General features: G+C 57.2%; 16 protein-coding genes. 11 read left to right on the top strand and 5 right to left on the bottom strand.

Annotated features, from left to right (window positions below):
• Positions 1-404: 404 nt before the first annotated feature.
• The gene (locus tag HV770_RS14645) at positions 405-2,798 is read right to left on the bottom strand and encodes a DNA phosphorothioation-associated putative methyltransferase (protein WP_217468604.1); all 2,394 of its coding nucleotides are present in this window, start codon (positions 2,796-2,798) and stop codon (positions 405-407) included.
• Between the two features lie 995 nt (positions 2,799-3,793).
• Here HV770_RS14645 and HV770_RS14640 point away from each other — a divergent pair.
• The 7 genes from HV770_RS14640 to HV770_RS14610 all read left to right on the top strand — a co-directional run bounded on the left by HV770_RS14640 (position 3,794) and on the right by HV770_RS14610 (position 8,844).
• Entirely contained in the window at positions 3,794-4,759 is a 966-nt protein-coding gene (locus HV770_RS14640) for a DUF932 domain-containing protein (RefSeq protein WP_175160613.1), read from the top strand.
• A complete protein-coding gene (locus tag HV770_RS14635) occupies positions 4,759-4,971 on the top strand; it encodes a hypothetical protein (RefSeq protein WP_175160611.1) in 213 nt (70 codons plus the stop codon). Before HV770_RS14640 ends, HV770_RS14635 begins: the two co-directional genes overlap by 1 nt.
• A 115-nt stretch (positions 4,972-5,086) precedes the next feature.
• On the top strand, positions 5,087-6,079 hold the full coding sequence (locus HV770_RS14630; protein WP_175160610.1) for a YqaJ viral recombinase family nuclease: 993 nt from the start codon (positions 5,087-5,089) through the stop codon (positions 6,077-6,079).
• A gap of 53 nt (positions 6,080-6,132) precedes the next feature.
• Positions 6,133-7,056 carry a recombination directionality factor gene (locus tag HV770_RS14625; RefSeq protein ID WP_175160609.1) on the top strand — a complete coding sequence of 308 codons (924 nt, stop codon included), beginning with the start codon at positions 6,133-6,135 and terminating at the stop codon, positions 7,054-7,056.
• Entirely contained in the window at positions 7,053-8,075 is a 1,023-nt protein-coding gene (locus HV770_RS14620; protein WP_175160607.1) for a hypothetical protein, read from the top strand. Before HV770_RS14625 ends, HV770_RS14620 begins: the two co-directional genes overlap by 4 nt.
• Before the next feature lie 98 nt (positions 8,076-8,173).
• The gene (locus HV770_RS14615; RefSeq protein WP_175160605.1) at positions 8,174-8,557 is read left to right on the top strand and encodes a hypothetical protein; all 384 of its coding nucleotides are present in this window, start codon (positions 8,174-8,176) and stop codon (positions 8,555-8,557) included.
• A complete protein-coding gene (locus HV770_RS14610; protein ID WP_175160603.1) occupies positions 8,554-8,844 on the top strand; it encodes a hypothetical protein in 291 nt (96 codons plus the stop codon). The genes HV770_RS14615 and HV770_RS14610 overlap by 4 nt, the downstream gene beginning before the upstream one ends.
• 6 nt (positions 8,845-8,850) lie before the next feature.
• Here the strand turns inward: HV770_RS14610 and HV770_RS14605 are convergent, their stop codons facing one another.
• A complete protein-coding gene (locus HV770_RS14605) occupies positions 8,851-9,198 on the bottom strand; it encodes a helix-turn-helix domain-containing protein (protein WP_175160601.1) in 348 nt (115 codons plus the stop codon).
• A 142-nt stretch (positions 9,199-9,340) separates the two neighbouring features.
• Here HV770_RS14605 and HV770_RS14600 point away from each other — a divergent pair, with 142 nt between their 5' ends.
• From HV770_RS14600 to HV770_RS14590, 3 genes are all read left to right on the top strand, one after another.
• The gene (locus HV770_RS14600) at positions 9,341-10,666 is read left to right on the top strand and encodes a hypothetical protein (RefSeq protein ID WP_175160599.1); all 1,326 of its coding nucleotides are present in this window, start codon (positions 9,341-9,343) and stop codon (positions 10,664-10,666) included.
• A 154-nt stretch (positions 10,667-10,820) separates the two neighbouring features.
• The gene (locus HV770_RS14595; RefSeq protein ID WP_175160597.1) at positions 10,821-11,675 is read left to right on the top strand and encodes a hypothetical protein; all 855 of its coding nucleotides are present in this window, start codon (positions 10,821-10,823) and stop codon (positions 11,673-11,675) included.
• 106 nt (positions 11,676-11,781) lie between these two features.
• Positions 11,782-11,958, top strand: a complete 177-nt coding sequence (locus HV770_RS14590; protein WP_175160192.1) for a hypothetical protein — start codon at positions 11,782-11,784, stop codon at positions 11,956-11,958.
• A 21-nt stretch (positions 11,959-11,979) separates the two neighbouring features.
• Here the strand turns inward: HV770_RS14590 and HV770_RS14585 are convergent, their stop codons facing one another.
• From HV770_RS14585 to HV770_RS14575, 3 genes are all read right to left on the bottom strand, one after another.
• Positions 11,980-13,086 carry a coiled-coil domain-containing protein gene (locus HV770_RS14585; RefSeq protein ID WP_217468603.1) on the bottom strand — a complete coding sequence of 369 codons (1,107 nt, stop codon included), beginning with the start codon at positions 13,084-13,086 and terminating at the stop codon, positions 11,980-11,982.
• Positions 13,077-14,585, bottom strand: coding sequence for a hypothetical protein (locus HV770_RS14580; protein ID WP_217468602.1), 1,509 nt, complete (start codon positions 14,583-14,585; stop codon positions 13,077-13,079). The genes HV770_RS14585 and HV770_RS14580 overlap by 10 nt, the downstream gene beginning before the upstream one ends.
• Positions 14,586-15,498: 913 nt before the next feature.
• Positions 15,499-16,524 (bottom strand): helix-turn-helix transcriptional regulator, encoded by a 1,026-nt coding sequence (locus tag HV770_RS14575; protein WP_175160593.1) that lies wholly within the window; start codon positions 16,522-16,524, stop codon positions 15,499-15,501.
• Between the two features lie 501 nt (positions 16,525-17,025).
• Here HV770_RS14575 and HV770_RS14570 point away from each other — a divergent pair.
• Complete coding sequence (locus HV770_RS14570) at positions 17,026-18,999, top strand: DUF262 domain-containing protein (protein ID WP_175160591.1); 1,974 nt, start codon at positions 17,026-17,028, stop codon at positions 18,997-18,999.
• Positions 19,000-19,033 lie beyond the last annotated feature (34 nt).

The following is a 19,033-nucleotide window of genomic DNA, read 5'->3' as shown; positions in this document are numbered from 1 at the left end:
CGGGTTACCTGACGCAACGCCGGATATAGACGCGCCCGTGCGGCCGCGGAGCCATGAGCGCGACGAGGTATAAGTTGTAAATATCAACCGGCGAATGCAAAAGGGCTGCCAATTGGACGTTCACTAACAGGATTTCAGTAGCCCCGAAGCATCTTGCCGCCGCCGTAAAGACGACGGCGCAAACAATATCTCCTTATGCATTTTGAATCCCCCGCAGTCGTACATTGTTATCGGCCGGAAATGGCAATTCTTTCATAGGTTCGCATCGTTGCACAGCGTCGAACCCGCAGATGTTACTCGCTCAGAGGCTCTTTCAGCGCCGCATGCTCATGCCTCTATGCACGAAACAGTACGACATGGTCATGTTTCTCATGCAGCCTTGCTCTGCCTCGACGGCGGCCTAGTCAGATGCCTATGCGGCGGCGCTTCGGCACCAACCTGCCCTCCGAAATCTCGATCATATCGATCACTTGTCGGGCTGGCGTCGGACTATAGCTGATGTGAATGGGCCGCTTGCCACCGTAAAAATACAGGCGGTCAAACTTCACGTTATCTATGATCCATTCGACAACGACGGCCATATCCTCGTCCTCGACGAGGAAATCACACGCCGCGCCGAGACGGTCACAAATATGTCCGCCACGACGCGTTCTCTCGTGTGCAGCGTGTTGATCCAACTTTGGCGCAATACGCCCGCTTATCTTCGTTGCCAACGCCGGAGAACAAAAGCCAAACGTCAGCTTCACCATACCAAAGTACTCGATAACTGGGTCAATAACGTGGGAAGCCAGATCAAAGATCGCGTTAAAGCTTTCTGGCTCAAGTGGCATATTCTCGATATCTAATGCCGCCTGCGTTTCGCCGCACTCAATTAATTCTCGAAACGTTAAATAACGCCCGCACTTTTGGTCCAATGATGGAATCGATTTAGATCGAATCAGTTTATAGCCATCAATAGCCAATCTCCTCTCATCGATTTTTTTATTAAACGCCTCCGCATTGGGTCCATAGCCATCAAAGTCCAACATCCCCAACTCATCCAGCGTAGACTCAAACAACACTTGCTCGGCAAAAAAAGGGGATTCCTCGTTAAGGAAGCGGGATTTCTTGTATAGATACGGCTCAGGATAGTCATCCCCGTAATCGAAAATGGTCAATTCTTGCTTACGCAAATTAATTTTTACTCGCTGAATCATTCGCGGCAAAGGCGATCCAAAAAAATCGTCAAATTTCATCATCGTCAGCTTTCCAGATGAAATGTGAATCTTCAACAGATCTGCGCTCGTGACATCGCCATAAAGAACCGTACCGCAACCAACATAGGCTCGCAGGATTGGAGGCAGTCGATCAACGAGACCCGTATGGAGCTGTAGAGAAACACCGTCCTCCAGCCATCCTAGACCTTCCTCCGCCGCGCGAATGCACGCACTAGATATCTGCGCCACATCTGCCAAGCTGAACAGTAGCTCTTTGCCAGCGAAAAGTGCTCGAGGATAACTGACGAAGAATGCTTTCACGTCAGCCTGGAGTTCGGGCTCGAGTCTGCTGTATGGGGCACGCTTGTCGAATTGCAGTAACGCGAAGTAGACGCAGAGATCATCGGTGCGCGAGGAGGCCGCCTGCTCAAGGCGGAGCGCGGCATCTTCCTTTGTCTCTTTGAGAAACCTGATCGCGGCAGCGATCGATCCGAACTCGCTAAGCTCTTGCTGCAGCCCCTGCAATTCGTGTCTGACCGGATCACGACCGAGCGTCAGGCAAAGTCGCCAGAGTTCATCGAGAGACTCCCGATGGCGCTCGTACAACAGCTCGAAGCGATTTGTCCGGCGCTTAGCAACAGGATTTTCTGCAGAGGCTCGAGCCATTGGACGCGCCAAGGACATGGGCGGGACGATTCGCCGCTTACTTTTGACTCGAGCAAAACGAAAACGCTGCTCCTGATCCTTATCTTTGAAGACAAAAAATACGCCCGGCCCAACCGCTATGGCGTCGTTCGCCGTGACGCGATCGATGAAGGCCTTTAATTCCGATTGCGAGTAGTACTTTTGGAAAGTATTTCTCGAAGTTAGGACGCCATCACCGTAGGGAACACCGCGGACAGAATCCTGATTTGAAAGCATGGCTGATACGACAAGAATCTCATCCGATAGAGAGTAAGATTTTCTAATAGCGAGTTCACGTTCAGCCACATTCTCGATCACATTTATGACAAACCCAAGATTAACGATTGATGCGGATGTAATCGGCTGCTCATTCGCGTAATGCGGATCCCAGCCCGCTGCGTCAATGCCGAGCCCCTTGAGTCCTCTTATATCGTCCCCTCGGCCACAACCGTAGTCGAACAGCGAGCGCGTCCCGTCGAGAAATCCAAAGCGCGAAAGCATCTGTATTGGTGCCGAGAAGCTGTATCGAGACAACGCAGTGCGATGGCGTTCTATTAGACCGCTACTGCTCGCGCTCTGCGAGTCCTCCGGTTCGTGGTTTGCAATCGGCACGAGCTCATGATCCGCTAAGAGGTAGCCACGTTGACTGATCAGAGCTTCAAATGTCTGGCGGAAGCCAATACGAGCTGGATCATCGAATAGCCCGATCTGCTCAGCCACATCGGTCAACTCCTTGAAAGCTTCCCAGCGCGGGTGATCGCGGGCTATGAGTAATTCCTTACGATGCAAGATCGGAGGGTTGATTGACGATTCGTAGCTCCGAAATCGGTACTTCTTATGATCTAGATCGACAGACCAGCTGCGCTGTAGCACGGGAAACGCCTCGTCGAAGAACCCCGGGTAGTCGAGCAGGGACATATTCGACATCGAGAGTCCTACCCGGATAACGTTGAAATCGCTCCCGGGAGTCAGGCTAGTCAGCGAAATACCCTCGCTTATACTGCGCCGCAACGTGTCTGGAAGGCGATCCAGAAGAGACACGTGAAAATATGCGTCGCTCGCGACGACCTTTCCGATCCCAGCATCTAGATGCGTCAGAAGATTTTCCCTGATTGTTATCACGCTCATGTCGTAAGTCTCGATATGGGAGCCGCCGGTCGTGCGCGCTTGCCGCGCACTCCGTAGAGGTCGGCCTGACAATAGGATAACGCGCTTCAAGACGACATAAGTGCTCGACCGGCCGATGAAATTGAAGACTACTCTGGATGACTTGCGACCGACACGCACGATTTCGCTGGAACGGCCCCGGAACTTGACACGCACACTTTAATGGAGGCGTGTATTGCGGTTGCCCGTCCCCATATTCTAAAAAGTCTCAAACATATATCACCTCATTGAGCAGGCCCTCGAAACGATCGAACGCCGTGCCGTTGCTCTAACCCTTGATGAGGTCGATATCATTTATTCGCTTTCCTGTCCACGTTGTAACTCCACTCGCATTGCCACTCGCGACTACGCCCGTAAGGCCGGTGGTGCCGTCGGTGCTGCGGCTGGTGCCACCGGCAGTGCCGCTGCTGCACTCGGCGGCGCCGAAGCTGGCGCGGCCCTCGGCATGGTCGCAGGCCCGGTCGGATCGATCTTCGGAGGACTAGCCGGCGCACTTCTAGGAGCTTTGGTCGGAGGAGCTGCCGGTTGCGCCGCTGGTTCTGCCGTAGGCGAGCAGATCGACACGCACGTGCTCGACAACTACGAGTGCCAAGAGTGCGGCCATGCCTTCAGCAAGCAACAGTCGTCCTAACCCGTCAGCTCTTCCGTTTTTCTCATCCCGCTATTCGATGACATGCGTATAGCCCGTAAGGGCTATACGCATTTGTGCCGTCTGTTTCTCACCTTCTTAATCAGGAACATCAATCATGCATCTCGTTCAATCAATGGCCTATGTCGACGAAACGCCCTGGCACGGTCTGGGCAACCAGCTGTCCGCCAATCAGCCGCTCGAAGTCTGGGTGCAGCAGGCAGGTATGAACTGGCGTATCGAGGAAACCGAAGTCCGCTTTGTCTCCGGTAGTGCCGGTTCCAACCTGGGCTCAATCCACGCCTTCCCCGAGCAGAAGGTGCTTTACCGGTCCGATACCAAAATGCCGTTGTCCGTAGTGTCTGCGAGGTATGCGGTTGTGCAACCCATTGAGCTGATTGAGTTCTACCGCGATCTCGTCGAGGCGGGGGGCTACCACCTTGAAACCGCTGGGGTACTCAAAGACGGAAAAAAGCTTTGGGCGCTGGCCCGTACCGGCCAGTCCGTGTCGCTCGAAGGCAAGGACACCGTGAACGGCTATCTGTTGCTCTCGACCTCATGCGACGGCAGTTTGGCTACAACAGCTCAATTTACTTCCGTGCGAGTCGTCTGTAACAACACCTTGCAAATCGCGCTCGGCGATTCGGCAGGGGCCGTGAAGGTGCCGCACCGTAGCCAGTTCGACGCCCAAGCAGTCAAGCGTCAGCTTGGCATAGCGATTTCCAGCTGGGACGGATTCATAGCCAGGATGAAAGCCCTGTCCGAATGCAAGGTCAACGATACAGCTGCGGAAGCATTCTTACGTCGAGTGCTGACGTATCCGGTCGGCTCGGGTCAGCCAGTGCCGGCTACCAACGATTCCGCCATCAAGGCCGTGCAGTCACTGTATGCCGGCAAGGGCATGGGAGCTACGCTTGCATCGGCGTCCGGTACAGCCTTCGGACTTCTGAATGCGGTGACGGAATATTGCGATCACCATCGACGCGCTCGCAGCGAAGATCATCGGCGCGATGCTGCATGGTTCGGTACCGGTGCCGCCCTCAAGCAGAGAGCCTGGGATGAAGCGCTGCGGCTTGTCGTGTGATGAACGGCCTCGACGACGCACCGGTCCTCGCGGTCGGCGTAAGGATCCAGATTCCGCGTGGAACAGGGTTACGGTTCGGATGCCGTTACGCCACAGTTCTGCAGATCAGGGCGCAAGGCACGACCGTGTACCTCGGAAACGGCGAGCTCGTCACCTACTCCTTCGATGCCCTGCAGGACGCAGTGGCGCGCACACAGCCAAACCTGACGTGACTTTATCCCCGCGCTTTACAGGCTCCCGTATTCACTCATCTTTCGCCAATCCATCATCACACCACCATGCCCCGGTCAGGTTCGCCTGCCGGGCTTTTCTTTTTCCGGAGGTCATATGAAAAACCTCGAAGCGGCAGCGGCCTCGCGGGGTCCCGCGCTGAGGCTGGTCAGCACTCACGATCTGAGCCGCGAAGACTGGCTCGCCGTGCGCCGCACGGGCATTGGTGGATCAGACGCCGCAGCGGCGGTCGGCCTGAATCCCTACACAAGTGCCCTTGAGCTCTGGCTTGACAAGACCGGACGGGGCGACGGACTCCCACGACCCGATTCCGGCGACACCAAATCCCCAACCTACTGGGGAAACCTGTTAGAGCCGATCGTTGCTGCCGCCTATACGCAGCAAACGGGCAACCGCGTCCGCAGGGTCAATGCGGTACTTCGTCACCCGACCATCCCGTTCATGCTGGCCAACCTTGATCGCGAGATCGTGGGCGTACCCGGCGTGCAGGTTCTCGAATGCAAGACGGCGGGCGAGTTCGGCGCCCGGCTGTGGCGTGATGGTGTACCGGAATATGTGATTCTCCAGGTTCAGCACCAACTTGCCGTGACTGGCAAACGTGCCGCTGATGTGGCCGTGCTGTTGTGCGGCCAGGCGCTCGAAGTCCATCGCATCGAACGTGACGACGAGGTCATTGCTCGTCTGATCGAACTCGAAGCTGCGTTCTGGCAATACGTCGAAACCGATACACCACCGCCTGCGGACGGTTCGGAATCTGCCGATCGCGCATTGCGCTGCCTATATCCCGGCGCGGGCGGAACGGTTGATTTTAGCGATGACCGGCGTTTGTCGTCGGTGTTCGCTGATCTGGTTGCGGTACGTGCCGACATCGAGCAACGCGAGACACAGGAAGCGGTGCTCAAGCAGACGATACAGCAGGCAATGCGCGAAGCCGACCGGGCGCTATTTGAGACCGGTTCGGTGTCGTTCAAACGCAGCAGAGACGGCTCTGGCGTCGATCTCAAACGCCTGCTTGTCGATCACCCTGAGTTCTCGTCGCAGTACGCTCTCACGAAACCCGGCTCGCGCCGGTTTCTCGTATCCGTCTGAATTTCTTCGCCGCAGCTTTCCCATTTCTTTCCTTTATCTACCGGAGAACCAGCATGCTCAAGGGCCTCAGTATTACGCCTCCCGTTATCGGCCGTATATCGATTGGCAGAATTGTCGAGAAGAACGGGAAGCGACTCCCCGAGAAAGACGACGCGTTCACGATCACAACCCAGGTGCAGCAAAGAGGAGACTGGCTGTTGCATCCGCTAAACGAATCGTTGCGCAAGGCTACAACAGGCAAGCTACGCGCGATCCCCGTGCGCTTCCTGTTTAACGATCCTAGCCTCAACCTTCGGGCCGAGTATTCGCTGTTCGACCGGGATACCGGCCGCCCCGTCTGTGTAGGGAACGGCGAGACTTGCAGGCGGGTCACGGAAGGCGGCATCACCGGCATGGGTTGTCCGACACCGGATGCCTGCGCGTTCGGACAGGCAGGCAATTGCAAACCCTTCGGGCGGCTGAACGTCGCAATCGGCGACGAGGATGAACTCGGGAGCTTCGTCTTTAGAACGACCTCCTTCAACTCAATTAGGACACTTGCCGCGCGTCTGCATTACTTCAGTGCAGTGTCGGGCAATCTGCTCTCGTGTCTGCCACTGGAGCTAAAGCTGCGAGGAAAATCAACGACGCAAAGCTACCGCTCGGCGATCTACTACGTGGACCTCAACGTGCGTAGCGGAAGTACGCTCGAAGAGACCATCGTTGGGGCGCGCGAACTCGATGCGCGTCGCCGCGCGTCGGGCTTCGACCAGGCGGCGCTCGATACTGCTGCGCATGCCGGATTCAGTAACGGGGCGTTCGAGGAAAGTATCGAGGATGGTGGCGCAGTCGTCGACGAGTTCTACCCACAAGAGACTTCTGGTGACGCGCCGAACAACTTCCCTCCATCTCCGCCAGTAACAAGCGGCTCGACACCGTCAACGCTGCGCGACAAGATGGAGCGCAAGGCCGTACAGCTCGGCGGCAAGGCTGCATGACTCGTCGCATTGCCCTCGTTCTGGCCGTCGTGGCGACGACGACTACGCTCAGTCTGTCCGTTCTGGCAGGCTGGCAGCGCGGCGGGTTACTCCAGGAACGACTTGCCTGGGTCGCAATCGGTCTGGTGCTCGTCACCAGCGCGCACCTGTTACCGGCGTTGCTCAGGGAATCGTCGTTCCTCGTTCGCGTCACAGGTAGCGCGTTATGGGGCGCGTGTCTGATGACCGCGTGTATCGGCCATACGGTTTTCTTCGTGACGTCCCAGCAGCATGCGGGTGACCTGCGGGTATTGGCGGTCCCGACTGTGCCGGTCCAGACGTCCGGTCGCAGTCTCACGAACGTCATGGCGGAACGTGCGGTCGCGACAGCGCAACTCGCCACGGTCAATGCGCGTTACTGCACTGGTATCTGCACCACGCTGGAGGCCCGTCGCACATCGCTCGCCGCCAGGGTAGACGCATTGAACGCCGAAGCGGACGACATTCGACGTCAGCACGCCACCGACGACCGGGTCACCGCCCGACGCGACGCGTTACGCGCCGATCCGGTCACGTCACGACTCGCCGCGTTACTGGGCGTCTCCGCCTCCCGTATCGACCTGCTGTTCGGGTCACTGTTCGCCGCCGTGCTGGAAGGTGTAGCGTGCCTGCTGTGGGCGGTAGCACTTCGACCGTCGTCGTTGCCTGTCGCGATGGGCGCCAGGACGCCCGAAGTCGCGACAGTAAGGGGTTCTTTTGACACGACTCCGCCCACGATCACATCAGTCGCAAACGCGTCTCATCCAGCCGTTACGCCGGTCACGGTAAGTCACCCCGACGGAACCCATAGTCGCGAAACATTGGCGACCAGTCCGCCGCCGTCGGCATCTGACCTAATAGATAACCACCTGAAGCAACTCGTGCGAGACATCGCCAATGGCCTGGTGCGGCCCACTGTTGCCGACATTCGCCGCCACCTGGGATGCTCGCAGGCGAAGGCTGTAGCCCTGCGCCGCCAGATCGGACCGCTCAAGTCCTGACCCCGACGCGAGCGCGTCCACTTCCTACCTTCTTTTCGCGATCACGTTATCCGGTTCATCCGGAGGCCCGTGCTCGTCCGTCTTCTGGAGAAATCACCATGAATCAGCCTATGTGGCTCAAACCGCTTTTCCGTCCCGGGCGTCTGCTCGCTACGTCAGGCGCGCTCACAGCGCTAAATGCGAACGGCATTCCGGTCGTGAGCGTCCTGCTCAGGCATGTCGCGGGCGACTGGGGTACGGTGTCCGACCAAGACCGCCAGCAGAACGACCTGTCAATCTCGGCTGGCCTGCGCCTGATCTCGCTCTACCGCCTGCCGGACCAGACCCGCATCCTGGTTATCACCGAGTGGGATAGATCGAGCACGACCATCGAACATCTCGATGACGTCGTGCCCGATAGTGTCGCGCGCCCGGAGCGGCCTACGAGTCGTCGCTATCCGGTCTGGCCTTTCGCCAGCTACGTGCAGGAGCGCCGCGCATGAGCCGCTACGCGAATGGACCTCGTTTTCCGATGGGCCGTCCCGCCATCACGCCAGCAGCCGAAGGAGCACTCGAAGCGGCAGGCATACCGGCAATCTTACTACTCGCCCGTCATATTCATGGCGATTGGGGCAGCCTTCCGGTCGAAGACCAGACTGCGAACGAACTGGCGCTGCTCACGGGCAAACGCCTGCTGTCGAGCTACGACCTGCCTGGTGGCCGGAAGGTCTGGATCATTACGGAAGCCGACCGCTCGGTCACGACGATTTTGCTGCCCGACGACTACTAACTGACATCAGCGCTTCGCGAGTCGTCCGGCCAGCCGCTCGACAATCTCCACCACCATCGTCCGGTCATTGCCCCCGAGCTTCGAGAGCAACTGCCCGACGTACTTCGCTTGATCGCTGGTGCGGCTACTTGCTTCCGTCAGCAGGTCAGCCGCGTTGCACTGGAACAGTTCGGCCAGTTCCACCAGTCTCGCGACGGTTGGCATCACCAGTCCGCGCTCCATGCGTGAGACAGCCTCGTTGCCGATACCCAGCGCCTCGGCCACCTGCTCCTGCGTGAAGCCGCTTGCCACACGATGTTTCGCAATCGCCCGCCCTATCACTAGGGCGAGCTGGTCCAGATCGACTTGATTCATACCCTCTCCATTCAACCTGAATGGTTGGGCTACACCCTTAAAAACTTAAGGACTTTACAGGGTGACATTAAACTTTTAAGGATGAATGCCGTTATATTCCCTGTCACCTTTCTTCATCAGCCACCTGAAAAGGAACCTCGCAGTGAACAAAAACAAGATCAACAAGAGAATCGCCGGATTCGCGCTTGGGGCATCCCTGTGCGCGGCGCTCGCCGCCTGTGGCGGGGGCGGCAGCAATTCGGGTACGAATAGCGCGGGCGACACGACCCCAACCGTCACCACGAGCGGCACCGCTGCGATTGGCGCGCCGATCGTCGGCGGCTCCTTGTCGCTCAAATGCGCTTCCGGTGCAGCGGCTTCAGCCACGACCGCCGCCGATGGCACCTATTCCGTTACCCTGAAGTCGGCGGACTACCCGTGTGTCGCGCAGGTCGCCGGTGGCCAGGCGAACGGTGCGGCCCTTGCGTCGGCGCTGCACTCGGTCGCCGCCGCACCCGGCACGACCAACGTTACGCCGCTCACCGATCTGATCGTCGGCGTGCTGGGTAATGGAAACGCGTCGGCACTCGATGCCGCTACGTCGAGCGCCCTGTCAAGCGCGATTACGGCCGACAACCTGGCGAGCGCGCTCACGAAGGTCCAGACTGCGATCGCAACCCTGCCGGGCAAGCTGGCAATTGCGAGCGGCTTCAATCCGCTGAATTCTCAATTCAGCGCGGGCGATGCCAATGACGCACTACTCGACCAGTATGCGGCGGCGCTCGATGCCGCGGGTCTGACGCAAGCCGATGCAGTCACGCACACGCAGGCTGGCACGGCGATGACGAAGACGCCTTACTCGGCGATTGCCTATACGACTCCGGGCATCACCGCGACACCGATGGGCACCTCGCTCAATCTCGACAACACCTTCGGTATCGCTATCGCCGATCCGAACCGTGGCCCGTACGTTGCCAAGGCGAATCTCGATGCGAGCGGCAATGTCAGTTCGTTCGCGACTCGCGGCAAATTCACTGCCATCGTGAGCGTCCTTGGCAACCGCGTCGGTGAGCTGTGCACTGCCAACGGCGTTGGATCTGTGTCGGCCAGTCAGCCGGGCCAGTACGTCTATGTGTCGAGCGATATGGTGGAGGTGACCGACCTGAGCGAACTGAACGGCAAGACGTTCGACGAAGTAGAGGACTGTACGCAGTCAGGTACGGCGACGTTCGCCAGCAACGGGATCGTCACGTTCACGGGAAATGACGGTCAGACGGACGCTCCGGTGAGCATCGTGCAGGCACTCACTGCGGCTGGCGCTCCCGACCTGGCCAACCATTCGGTAGAGCATGCCAAGGTCTACAAGTACACCGATTCGACAGGTGCCGCACGGTATGCCTACATCACGATCAACAGCACGACGGGCACTGACGATCCGCTCACGTTCGATACCGACACGAAGTACGTGACGATCGGATTGTCGCGGTAAGCATCCAGCTATCCGCGCCCCGATGCTCCGATCGGGTGCGGCGGCATCTTTCCCAGCGCAGCGGCTGGTTGTTCCGGCCGGCTGCGCTTTCTTCATCTGGCGAGCGCGATTTTATCGTGCTGTGTGCGCCGCTCCCCCATCTACTTTGTTACCGATGAAAACGAAATTCACCACTCTTGCTTCGGCGGCGTTCCTGAGCGCGGCACTGGCCGGCTGCGGCCATTCCGAAATCGACGCGGTCAAGGCTGCAACCGTTCCGCAGGACTCGACCCATACCTACGAGACGGCTATCTCGAATCGGGCCTCATGCGAGAAGGATAGCTGGCACACGTTCAAGGACGACACGAACCGGACGGTCGTGGAATACCGCTGCGAGCTGAAGAATGGGGCGGCGCTGCTTTCCGCATTCCGTCAGCAGAAGATCAGCGATGCGCAGCGCGATTTCCAAGGCTATTACCATGGCCTCGACCAGACCACCAAGAGCATCGAGAGTCCCGAGCGACTGGAAAAACAGCTTGCCGATGCCCAGAGTCAGCTCGCGCAGTTGCAGGCTAATGACGCGCCGTCGGGTGCAGATATACCGAAAGACCCGCAGGCGCTGAAACAGGGCATCGTCAACAGCGCAAGCGCGATGGAAGTGGCCCAGTCCGCCGTCGAGCGGGCACAACGGGAACTGGATGATGCCCGGAACAACCAGACCGGCGTACAACAGGAGCGCTCTCGTTTCGAGCAGCAGGAGAAAGAAACGCTCGCTCAGATTGACAAGACATACGGCGGCATAACCCAGGCAAGCGAGATATTTCAGTGGCATGTCCGGGACGACGAAGCCGTACCCGCATGGTCCGGCGTCGAACTTGTGAAGCAGGATCGCAGTACCACGCAACTCAACCGGGACTGGCAAAAGACAATGAAGGATTTGCTCAGTCACAGGGGCGACGACCACGTTCACTATGCGCTCGACGTCCCCGACAATATCGCGTCGGGTCAGCAGCCATCGGCATCGCAGTAACTCGGGAGCCTGGAGGCCGCCTACCTCTCACGGGATAGGTGGCTTTATTTTTTTGCAATCCCCCACAACGCTGGCATGTCGGATCGTTGGCTCAGCAACCAACACGATGAGCGAAAAATCGAAAAAAGCCTGTTTTCTCGGGCGTTTTCAGGATTTCCGAATAGTGGTCACAGCGGTGCCGCTGTCGGCTGTCTACGTCTTCGACAAATACACGGCCAAGTTCGCTCTTGCGGCGTTAGGGCGGCAAGTCGTTCTGTCTGCGCTACGCGGCAGCCTTAGCTAGCCCGACGCCCACTAAGAGGCCTCATCGCAGAAAGTGAAGGGCCACAGGCACCACTGTTGCCCAGATGACCAACAGGGCTGCTCGCAGGTTTAAGGTTGAGCGCAGACTCGTCTTCGCCCGTTCTGCATGTGCGCCCGCCTCGGCAAGTGCAGTGGTAAGCCTGTCCAGATCCGATTGTTGCGACAGAACCTGCTGCCGCAACGCCGAGACGTCCTCTTGCTGCGACTTCGAGACCTGCTCCATGGCATGGATCGTACTGGCAAGGGCACGCTGCTGCGCGTCCCGCTCCTTGAACCGGACATCCAAGTCCTCGGCCCGCGCCAGCATATTCGCGGCGGCCTCTTCTGCTTTGGAGTGCGTTTGGGTCAGTGCGTCGGCAAGCGTTCCCAGCCCTGTCTGCTGAGCGGCGGCCTGCTTTTGTAGACTCAAAACATCATCTTGCTGCTGCTTCGAGATTTGGCTCATCGAGTCGACTTTGCCGGCCAGGACAAGATGCTGCTCGTCCTGGTTCTTAAAGCTGAGAGCCAGTTCATCATTCAGAGTCAGCAGATGGGTGATCTTGGAGTCGTGCCTAGTCAGCGCATTCTTCACCTGCTCTTGTTTTTTGAGCAAGTCTTCCTGCTCCTGCAACTGCCGAATCACCGACATCACTTCCTGCTGCGCCAAATCAGAAAGTTCCTCCGCTGACGCACCGCTCAGGCGCATTTTCAACTCGCGTACCACGGCACGATTAGCGGCAATGTTGCTTACCCCCAGGGTAAAGAGATACTTGGTAACCTCTATAAGACGTGCCTGAAATTCGAACGAAAGCTTCTGCGCTTGGGTCCCTAACTGTACCGCTTCAGCCAGCTCGACACCTGCTTTCTGCAGTTCTTCGATGGCTTCCTTTTTCTTGTCTCCGAAAAGGCTCCATTCAGCTGACTGTGCGCGCGCGGCCTTGGCACGTTGTTCGGCTTTCCCTGCAGCATCGAGTGCCTTCTTGACCCCGGCATCCAGCTCGTTGAGCTTTCCAATTTGGCCGTGGATGAGTTCAGGGAGCGTCTTTTCGTCGACGGTGAGCCGGACTTCTTGTCCTTCGGAAACGTTGTCTTGCATTTCTGGATGGGCGTTCATACCAATCAACCCCACTTAAGGAGGTCCTGAATGTCGTTAATGAGTCGAGGATTGTGAGCTTGGATATCAGCCCGCATCTGGCCGATCTGGCGTAACGAGATACGATTTTCCTCCCAAGTACGTGCAAAGATATCGATGGATTGGTGCATCATCTGCTCGGCTTCCCGCAAGCTGGTTTCCGTGTGTTCAGATGTCTGCCACACATCGGCCTGCAAATAGGCCACCTTGGCATTGGCCCAATGCAGTTGCTCGCTCAACATCGCGATACGCTCATCCCGCAGCCTCTCCCGTTGAGAGCCCATCGACACGTCGCTATACACAGCGACCACGAAGCGGCCGACACCCACGAAGTTAACCCGCAGCAGCAGCTGCGCCCCAAAGGTCGCCAAATCGCCAGATTTCAATGCCGCTCGGATGGCTGCGTCAGCGAGGTCCACGGCCGTAAAGGTGCCGGTTGCGATGGTCAGCATCCGCACTATTGTGCGATTTTTCCACGGCAGGGTTTTTTCCCACTCGATTCCCTCGAACGAGCGCTTTGCCTTTACTTCGGTAACCAAACGGCGAATAAAGTAAAAAGCACGAACCAGCACTTCGTTAATCAACACGGGTATCGCCTGGCGCCCCACTTCGTGTGCAACAGCTAATTCAGAGCGCAGGTCGAATTTCCCTTTCTCAAAGGCCTTTTTTAGCTTTTTAGGCAAGCCAGTTTTGTTCAAACCCGGAACGGTCGCGAGTTCCTTGAGCAGAGACATGATAGGACCAGGGATGCCCATACCTTCGCCCGCAGTCTTGTTGCTGCCAGACATGTCGCTCACCAAGTGGAAAAACCAATTGACCGTACCGCAGAATATCTTTGACGGAAAATCGGAGCCAATCAGTTCCAAACCCTTTTCATCGACGCTGATGGGCAAAAAGGTGCCTTCACCATTCTGAAAATACCCCTTCTTCGTGAACTGCGTCAGAATAGAAAAGAACAGCCCTATTGGAGTAGGGTGGTGCGCTAGGTCATCAAGGTGATGACTTTTAGGCGTGATGCCTGCATCTTGGCCTTTCCAGATGTTGTCGCTGGGAATTTTGAAATTCTTTTCCAGGTGCTTGATGGCGCCGTCCAGCCGCTCCCCCTCGTAGCCCTGCTCTTTGGCGACCTTCATGACGAAGTCGTTTACTGTGCGGTTACTCCAAGCCTTACCACGCTTGAAGTCGAATTCGCCCACCCACAAGACATCGATCAGACCGGCCAGCAAGCCGCTGCCTACGGCCACCAGGTTATCAATGCCATCCGCGTGGTTGGTGAGGCGGTCAATTTCCTGGTCGAGTGTATCGGCCCGATCTCGCGCAGCCCAAATCTCGCTCTCAACGCGCCCCAAACCAGCAAGGATCTGCTCCGAGGCGGAAAACTCCGGCGAGACCGCATCGACGGGAGCCACGCGGAAGTCATACACTACCTCGATGGTTTCATCGTGCACTTTGAGCGCGGGAAGATCCATGATGGATTCATTCAATTCGTAAGCCATGCCGCACCTCTGATTGGACAGACCCTCGCCCGCCACTATTTTTTCAATCCACGCGTAGATCGCCGCATGCAAAACGCGAGTAACGAGCTGGGCTTCGCCTAAGCTCGACGTACCAATCCCCCCGCGGAACGCCTTCCTGCCATCGGGAAGAATATGCGAAACCGATCACCTCTTCGGCTACAGGTTCGTTACCCCGCACAGCGCGCGTGCTATCGGGGCGTCCCCGACCGGCGACTGTAGATGTCGTCACAACCTCATCACATCAAGCATCCGCAGAAAAAACACTCCCTCCAGCCCAAAGCTCTGACACGATTCCGCAGCCAGATCAAATGCCGGCCCCAGCTTCTCAAATACTTCCAGATCTACGCGCAGGCACCTAATCTCATCCAACACTGCTGGAACACTTGCCTCATAAGTGTCCCAAGTCATATACGCGACCAGATTTGCCGACACCTCCCAGATATCCGTTCAATAATATTCGGCTCCACACGCGCCAATGCAAGCGAGCCACATCGAGGGCAATGTGAGCGAATGTCGTTGTTCGGTACAAGTACATCGCTGCGCGGGGTGAAGGTATGTTTCCATTCGCATTTGCCACATCGCAGCATAAAAGGTGCAGGAGGTGCAGTCATCTTGTGTCCGGCGGAGTGCGTTTGTGTTGCGGGCCATCCAGTACCCGCCATCAGCTGCATACGAGGTTATCCGCGCTGTATGTCGGCCTTGACTGAATCGATATATGCCCCAACTGCCGCGGTTCCCAATACTGCGGAAACGAAAACGATTGCAAACGCGGCTAGATGTTGCAGCGGGGAATTGTTAAACATGAGCGCTCTCCGATTTGGGTTCAGTAAAACAGCACCGTTGTGCTGTCTTCTCAGGATATTCGCCTCGTAGGACAAATCGTGTCCGACAATTACGATGCGCCCTGCCCACCGTAAATCGCGCCCAGTTCCCGTGCTTCTGCCGCCAATTCATCTCGAAGACTCGCCGGCTGAAGAACCTCGACGTTTGGCCCGAACGCTCTCAACCACCATCGCAGCCGCTGGCTCGACGGCACCGTACCGCACACTTCCAATACATCACCAATCTGGGTAGCCCGTTGATCATCGGACAGCGGTGCTTCAAGCAGGTGGTTGCCCGTACCCCGCCTGAACCGCAGCTTCAGGTCAATCTTGCCTGCAACCATGAAATCAAACTGGCGCTGCTCCCGCACGTAATCCGACAGCTTGAATCCGCGTGGCCATGAAAACGATCCGGGCAGCATAGCTGCGCGTGTTAGGCGATCGAGCCGGTACATCGCCGGCTCTGGATGTCGCGACATAGCCGCTACCAGATAAACTAGGCCGCCAACCTCAACGAGTCCAAGCGGGTGAACGATCTTCGCATCGGCGTTGTCGGCCTTGGCCCGCGGCTGATAGACCATTTCGAGCTGCTGCTCATTAAACAGTGCCTGCGACACCGCGCGGAAGATATCGGCATCAATTTCGGGATATCGCAGCGCAAAGGTTCCGGTCTCGACCTCAATTTTTTCGATCCACTTGCGATAGCGGCCTTCATGCTCGCTTTTGACTGAGGCGAGTCGCTTGCCAGCCACATCGAACAGCGGAGTGAGCGCTTCCGCTACCAACGTTGGAATTCGCCAAGCTGCAAAGCGCCGCAAGGTCTGCAGGGCCAACGCCTCATCGTGCGTCATCATACCCCCAGCTTTGGCAGCGAGACCGCTTGCGCCTGCAACCTTTCTCCAGTACTTAGCGCGCCCGTGTAGCCTCACCTCAACCAAACGGTCTTTCAGCATTTCCTCCAGCCGGCGCTGCACGGTCTTCACAACCGGAGGGTCGAGCAGCGTAACGCTAAGCTTGCGATGCACATCGGGAGTGGAAAGCGGTTCTTCGTCTCTGCCAGCATCGGGCAGAACCTGCAAGATTTCTCGATCCAGCATATCGGGGAAGGGAATCCGGAGAAACGGTCGATTGGCTATCTTTCTTTTAACGGCAAACTGACCCAGTTCTTGAGCTTTGCATGTTCGACGTTTTGGTGGCCCAAGGCAGACCTCCACAAATGAGGGGTTTGGAACCGAACAGCTGACCAGGCCGCTCGCTATGCCGTTTCGGCAACTTGCCTCCGCCGACGCTGTGATGACCACACCTCATGGCCTGCACCAAGAGCCCGCCCGCTTCGAGCAATCAGAGAAGACGAGCTCGCACAGATCGACAAGGCATACGGCGGCGTCACCAAGGCGTCCACACGAAATCATGCGAATTGAGTAGAAACAAAGAGCTCCTGACGGTCAAATTCGAGCATGCGCCTCCCTCATCCACACTCGTCACAAACAACAATGGACCAGTCGTCGACGCTGCTTTGCCTAGGCCCTCGACTGCGATATTCTCTTGTTGCGGGACGCGAGTGCGATTAAATTCTTTGAGACCATCAAACGACAAAAATGGAACCGTCAAAACAACCATTAAGCAAGCTTCTGACAATCGAGGGCACCCAAGAAAGTTACCGGATACCCAAATATCAGCGACCGTATTCGTGGACGGCAGATGACTGGCAACAACTTTTGGACGATATCAACGACGACGCAAACGACGGTGACGGTCACTACATGGGCTCGGTCATTTGCGTCGACGTCAGTTCCGGGGCGCCTGGTGAGCCACGCATTTTCGAGCTCATTGACGGTCAGCAACGCCTCACCACTATTTCCTGCCTCCTCGTTGCTGTTTGGACGAAGCTCAATGAGATTTATACGATCGCCACAGACCAAGGAGACGACTCCGAACTCGACGAAGATGACCGCTCAGACCTGAAAGAAATCGCCGACGATATCCGCCGCAAAGTCGTGCGCGAGAAGCGTTATCAGAAAGAGGAAACGCTTCCCCCTTCTCCGTCAGGTGGCTCCATCGCGAACGACTTCTTCGTCGGACGCAAGGGACGCACTGACTATTTCAGTCGCCTTCTGCCGTCCTCGCAAGACTCCAATAGAGACGATTATCTTTACGCTCTCGCTCATTTTGGAATACTGCCTGCGCTTGACATTCAGCAGCCTAGGAATTGGGGCAATAGGCGGGTCGCCAAGTGCTTGCGTTATCTGACCGACGAGCTTCCCGACGACATCGCAACCTTGAAGCTGCTCACGCAGCGCATCAACTCTTTGGTGTTCATCCACATCAAGGTGGCAAGCCAATCGGACGCGTTCCGTCTTTTCGAAGCGATCAATAATCGCGGCGTTCCGCTCTCGGCCTTGGACATCATCAAAAATGCGATGCTCGCTGCGCTCGAACGGCAGACGCCGGGATCAATCGACGAAGCCTTCGAGACTTGGTCAGCGATGACGGAGCGGCTCGGTTCCGAGACCGGCCTGCACGAGAGCTATCTGCGCCATTTCTATAATGCTTTTCAGTTCGAGCCCGGCAGGCGCGTCCCGCGCGCAAACCGCGCCACAAAATCCAAGCTTATCGATATTTTCGATCAATTAATCAAAAATGACGCCCAGACGCTGCTGGACGACTTAGCGGCGCGCGCCGTGTTTTATGGCGCCATAACTAATCCAGAAGATGCGAATTTATCCGCCAGCAGGCAGCAACGGCTGATCAACCTTGCACACATCGAAGCGCGGCCGAGCTATCAGTTCCTGCTTTACCTCTTTGACCGCGAGTCGAAAGGAAAATGCTCAGCCACCGACGTCGATAAAGTCATCGACTTGCTGGCTCGCTTCTTCGTTCGACGCAATTTGACAGGCGTGCCAGCGACCAACCGTTTGGACGCGCTGTTCGTCGATCTCATCGAGAAATCCGAGGCGGTTGTGTCGCACTCGAAGGCTGTGATCACCTACGATTTCGTCCGCGACGCGATGCTAAACGCTCCACGCGGCGACGCGCCCGCCTCCGATGAGGATCTTGAAAGCGCGCTCAAAGATCACCTGTATTGGTATAACCCGAGCATGGCCCGCTATCTTCTGTGTCGATACGCGGAAACCCGAATGACCAAAGAGCAATTCGTCGATCTCTGGCGTCGCGACGAAAAGGGCCGCTATGTTTGGACGATCGAGCATGTGCTGCCGCAAGGAACACCGCTCAAAAAGGCGTGGGCTGAAATGTTGGCCGATGGGGACAAGGACGAGGCGGCAACCATCCAGGATGAGCATGCACACTTGTTGGGGAACCTGACCCTGTCCGCCTACAACTCAAACCTCTCGGACGCGGCATTCCCGGACAAACAGAAGAAGACCACCGTTACGGTGGCTGGCGAGAAGGCAAGCATCGGCTACCAAAACGGAATGGTGCTAAATGAGGTCGCTTACCGCCATGGCAACAGGTCCCTTTGCCTTGCGACCACCGACGCGTGGAACGAGAATCACATTCTCGCCCGCGGGGACGTGCTTTCCAATGCGATGCTGAAAGACTATCGGATTTGACGAGTGGCTGGCGCGGCGCTCAACTTGCGCCGCG

The organism is Paraburkholderia fynbosensis, assembly GCF_902859935.1.
Classification (GTDB): Bacteria; Pseudomonadota; Gammaproteobacteria; order Burkholderiales; family Burkholderiaceae; genus Paraburkholderia; species Paraburkholderia fynbosensis.
Note: the sequence above shows the minus strand (reverse complement) of the source record. Positions and strands in the feature narration are given on the sequence as shown.

Excerpts from the sequence above, each read along its gene's own strand:
- HV770_RS14645 (WP_217468604.1), bottom strand. The coding sequence starts at position 2,798 with ATGTCCCTGCTCGACTACCCGGGGTTCTTCGACGAGGCGTTTCCCGTG.
- HV770_RS14640 (WP_175160613.1), top strand. The coding sequence starts at position 3,794 with ATGCATCTCGTTCAATCAATGGCCTATGTCGACGAAACGCCCTGGCAC.
- HV770_RS14635 (WP_175160611.1), top strand. The coding sequence starts at position 4,759 with ATGAACGGCCTCGACGACGCACCGGTCCTCGCGGTCGGCGTAAGGATC.
- HV770_RS14630 (WP_175160610.1), top strand. The coding sequence starts at position 5,087 with ATGAAAAACCTCGAAGCGGCAGCGGCCTCGCGGGGTCCCGCGCTGAGG.
- HV770_RS14625 (WP_175160609.1), top strand. The coding sequence starts at position 6,133 with ATGCTCAAGGGCCTCAGTATTACGCCTCCCGTTATCGGCCGTATATCG.
- HV770_RS14620 (WP_175160607.1), top strand. The coding sequence starts at position 7,053 with ATGACTCGTCGCATTGCCCTCGTTCTGGCCGTCGTGGCGACGACGACT.
- HV770_RS14615 (WP_175160605.1), top strand. The coding sequence starts at position 8,174 with ATGAATCAGCCTATGTGGCTCAAACCGCTTTTCCGTCCCGGGCGTCTG.
- HV770_RS14610 (WP_175160603.1), top strand. The coding sequence starts at position 8,554 with ATGAGCCGCTACGCGAATGGACCTCGTTTTCCGATGGGCCGTCCCGCC.
- HV770_RS14605 (WP_175160601.1), bottom strand. The coding sequence starts at position 9,198 with ATGAATCAAGTCGATCTGGACCAGCTCGCCCTAGTGATAGGGCGGGCG.
- HV770_RS14595 (WP_175160597.1), top strand. The coding sequence starts at position 10,821 with ATGAAAACGAAATTCACCACTCTTGCTTCGGCGGCGTTCCTGAGCGCG.
- HV770_RS14590 (WP_175160192.1), top strand. The coding sequence starts at position 11,782 with ATGAGCGAAAAATCGAAAAAAGCCTGTTTTCTCGGGCGTTTTCAGGAT.
- HV770_RS14580 (WP_217468602.1), bottom strand. The coding sequence starts at position 14,585 with ATGGCTTACGAATTGAATGAATCCATCATGGATCTTCCCGCGCTCAAA.
- HV770_RS14575 (WP_175160593.1), bottom strand. The coding sequence starts at position 16,524 with ATGCTGGATCGAGAAATCTTGCAGGTTCTGCCCGATGCTGGCAGAGAC.
- HV770_RS14570 (WP_175160591.1), top strand. The coding sequence starts at position 17,026 with ATGGAACCGTCAAAACAACCATTAAGCAAGCTTCTGACAATCGAGGGC.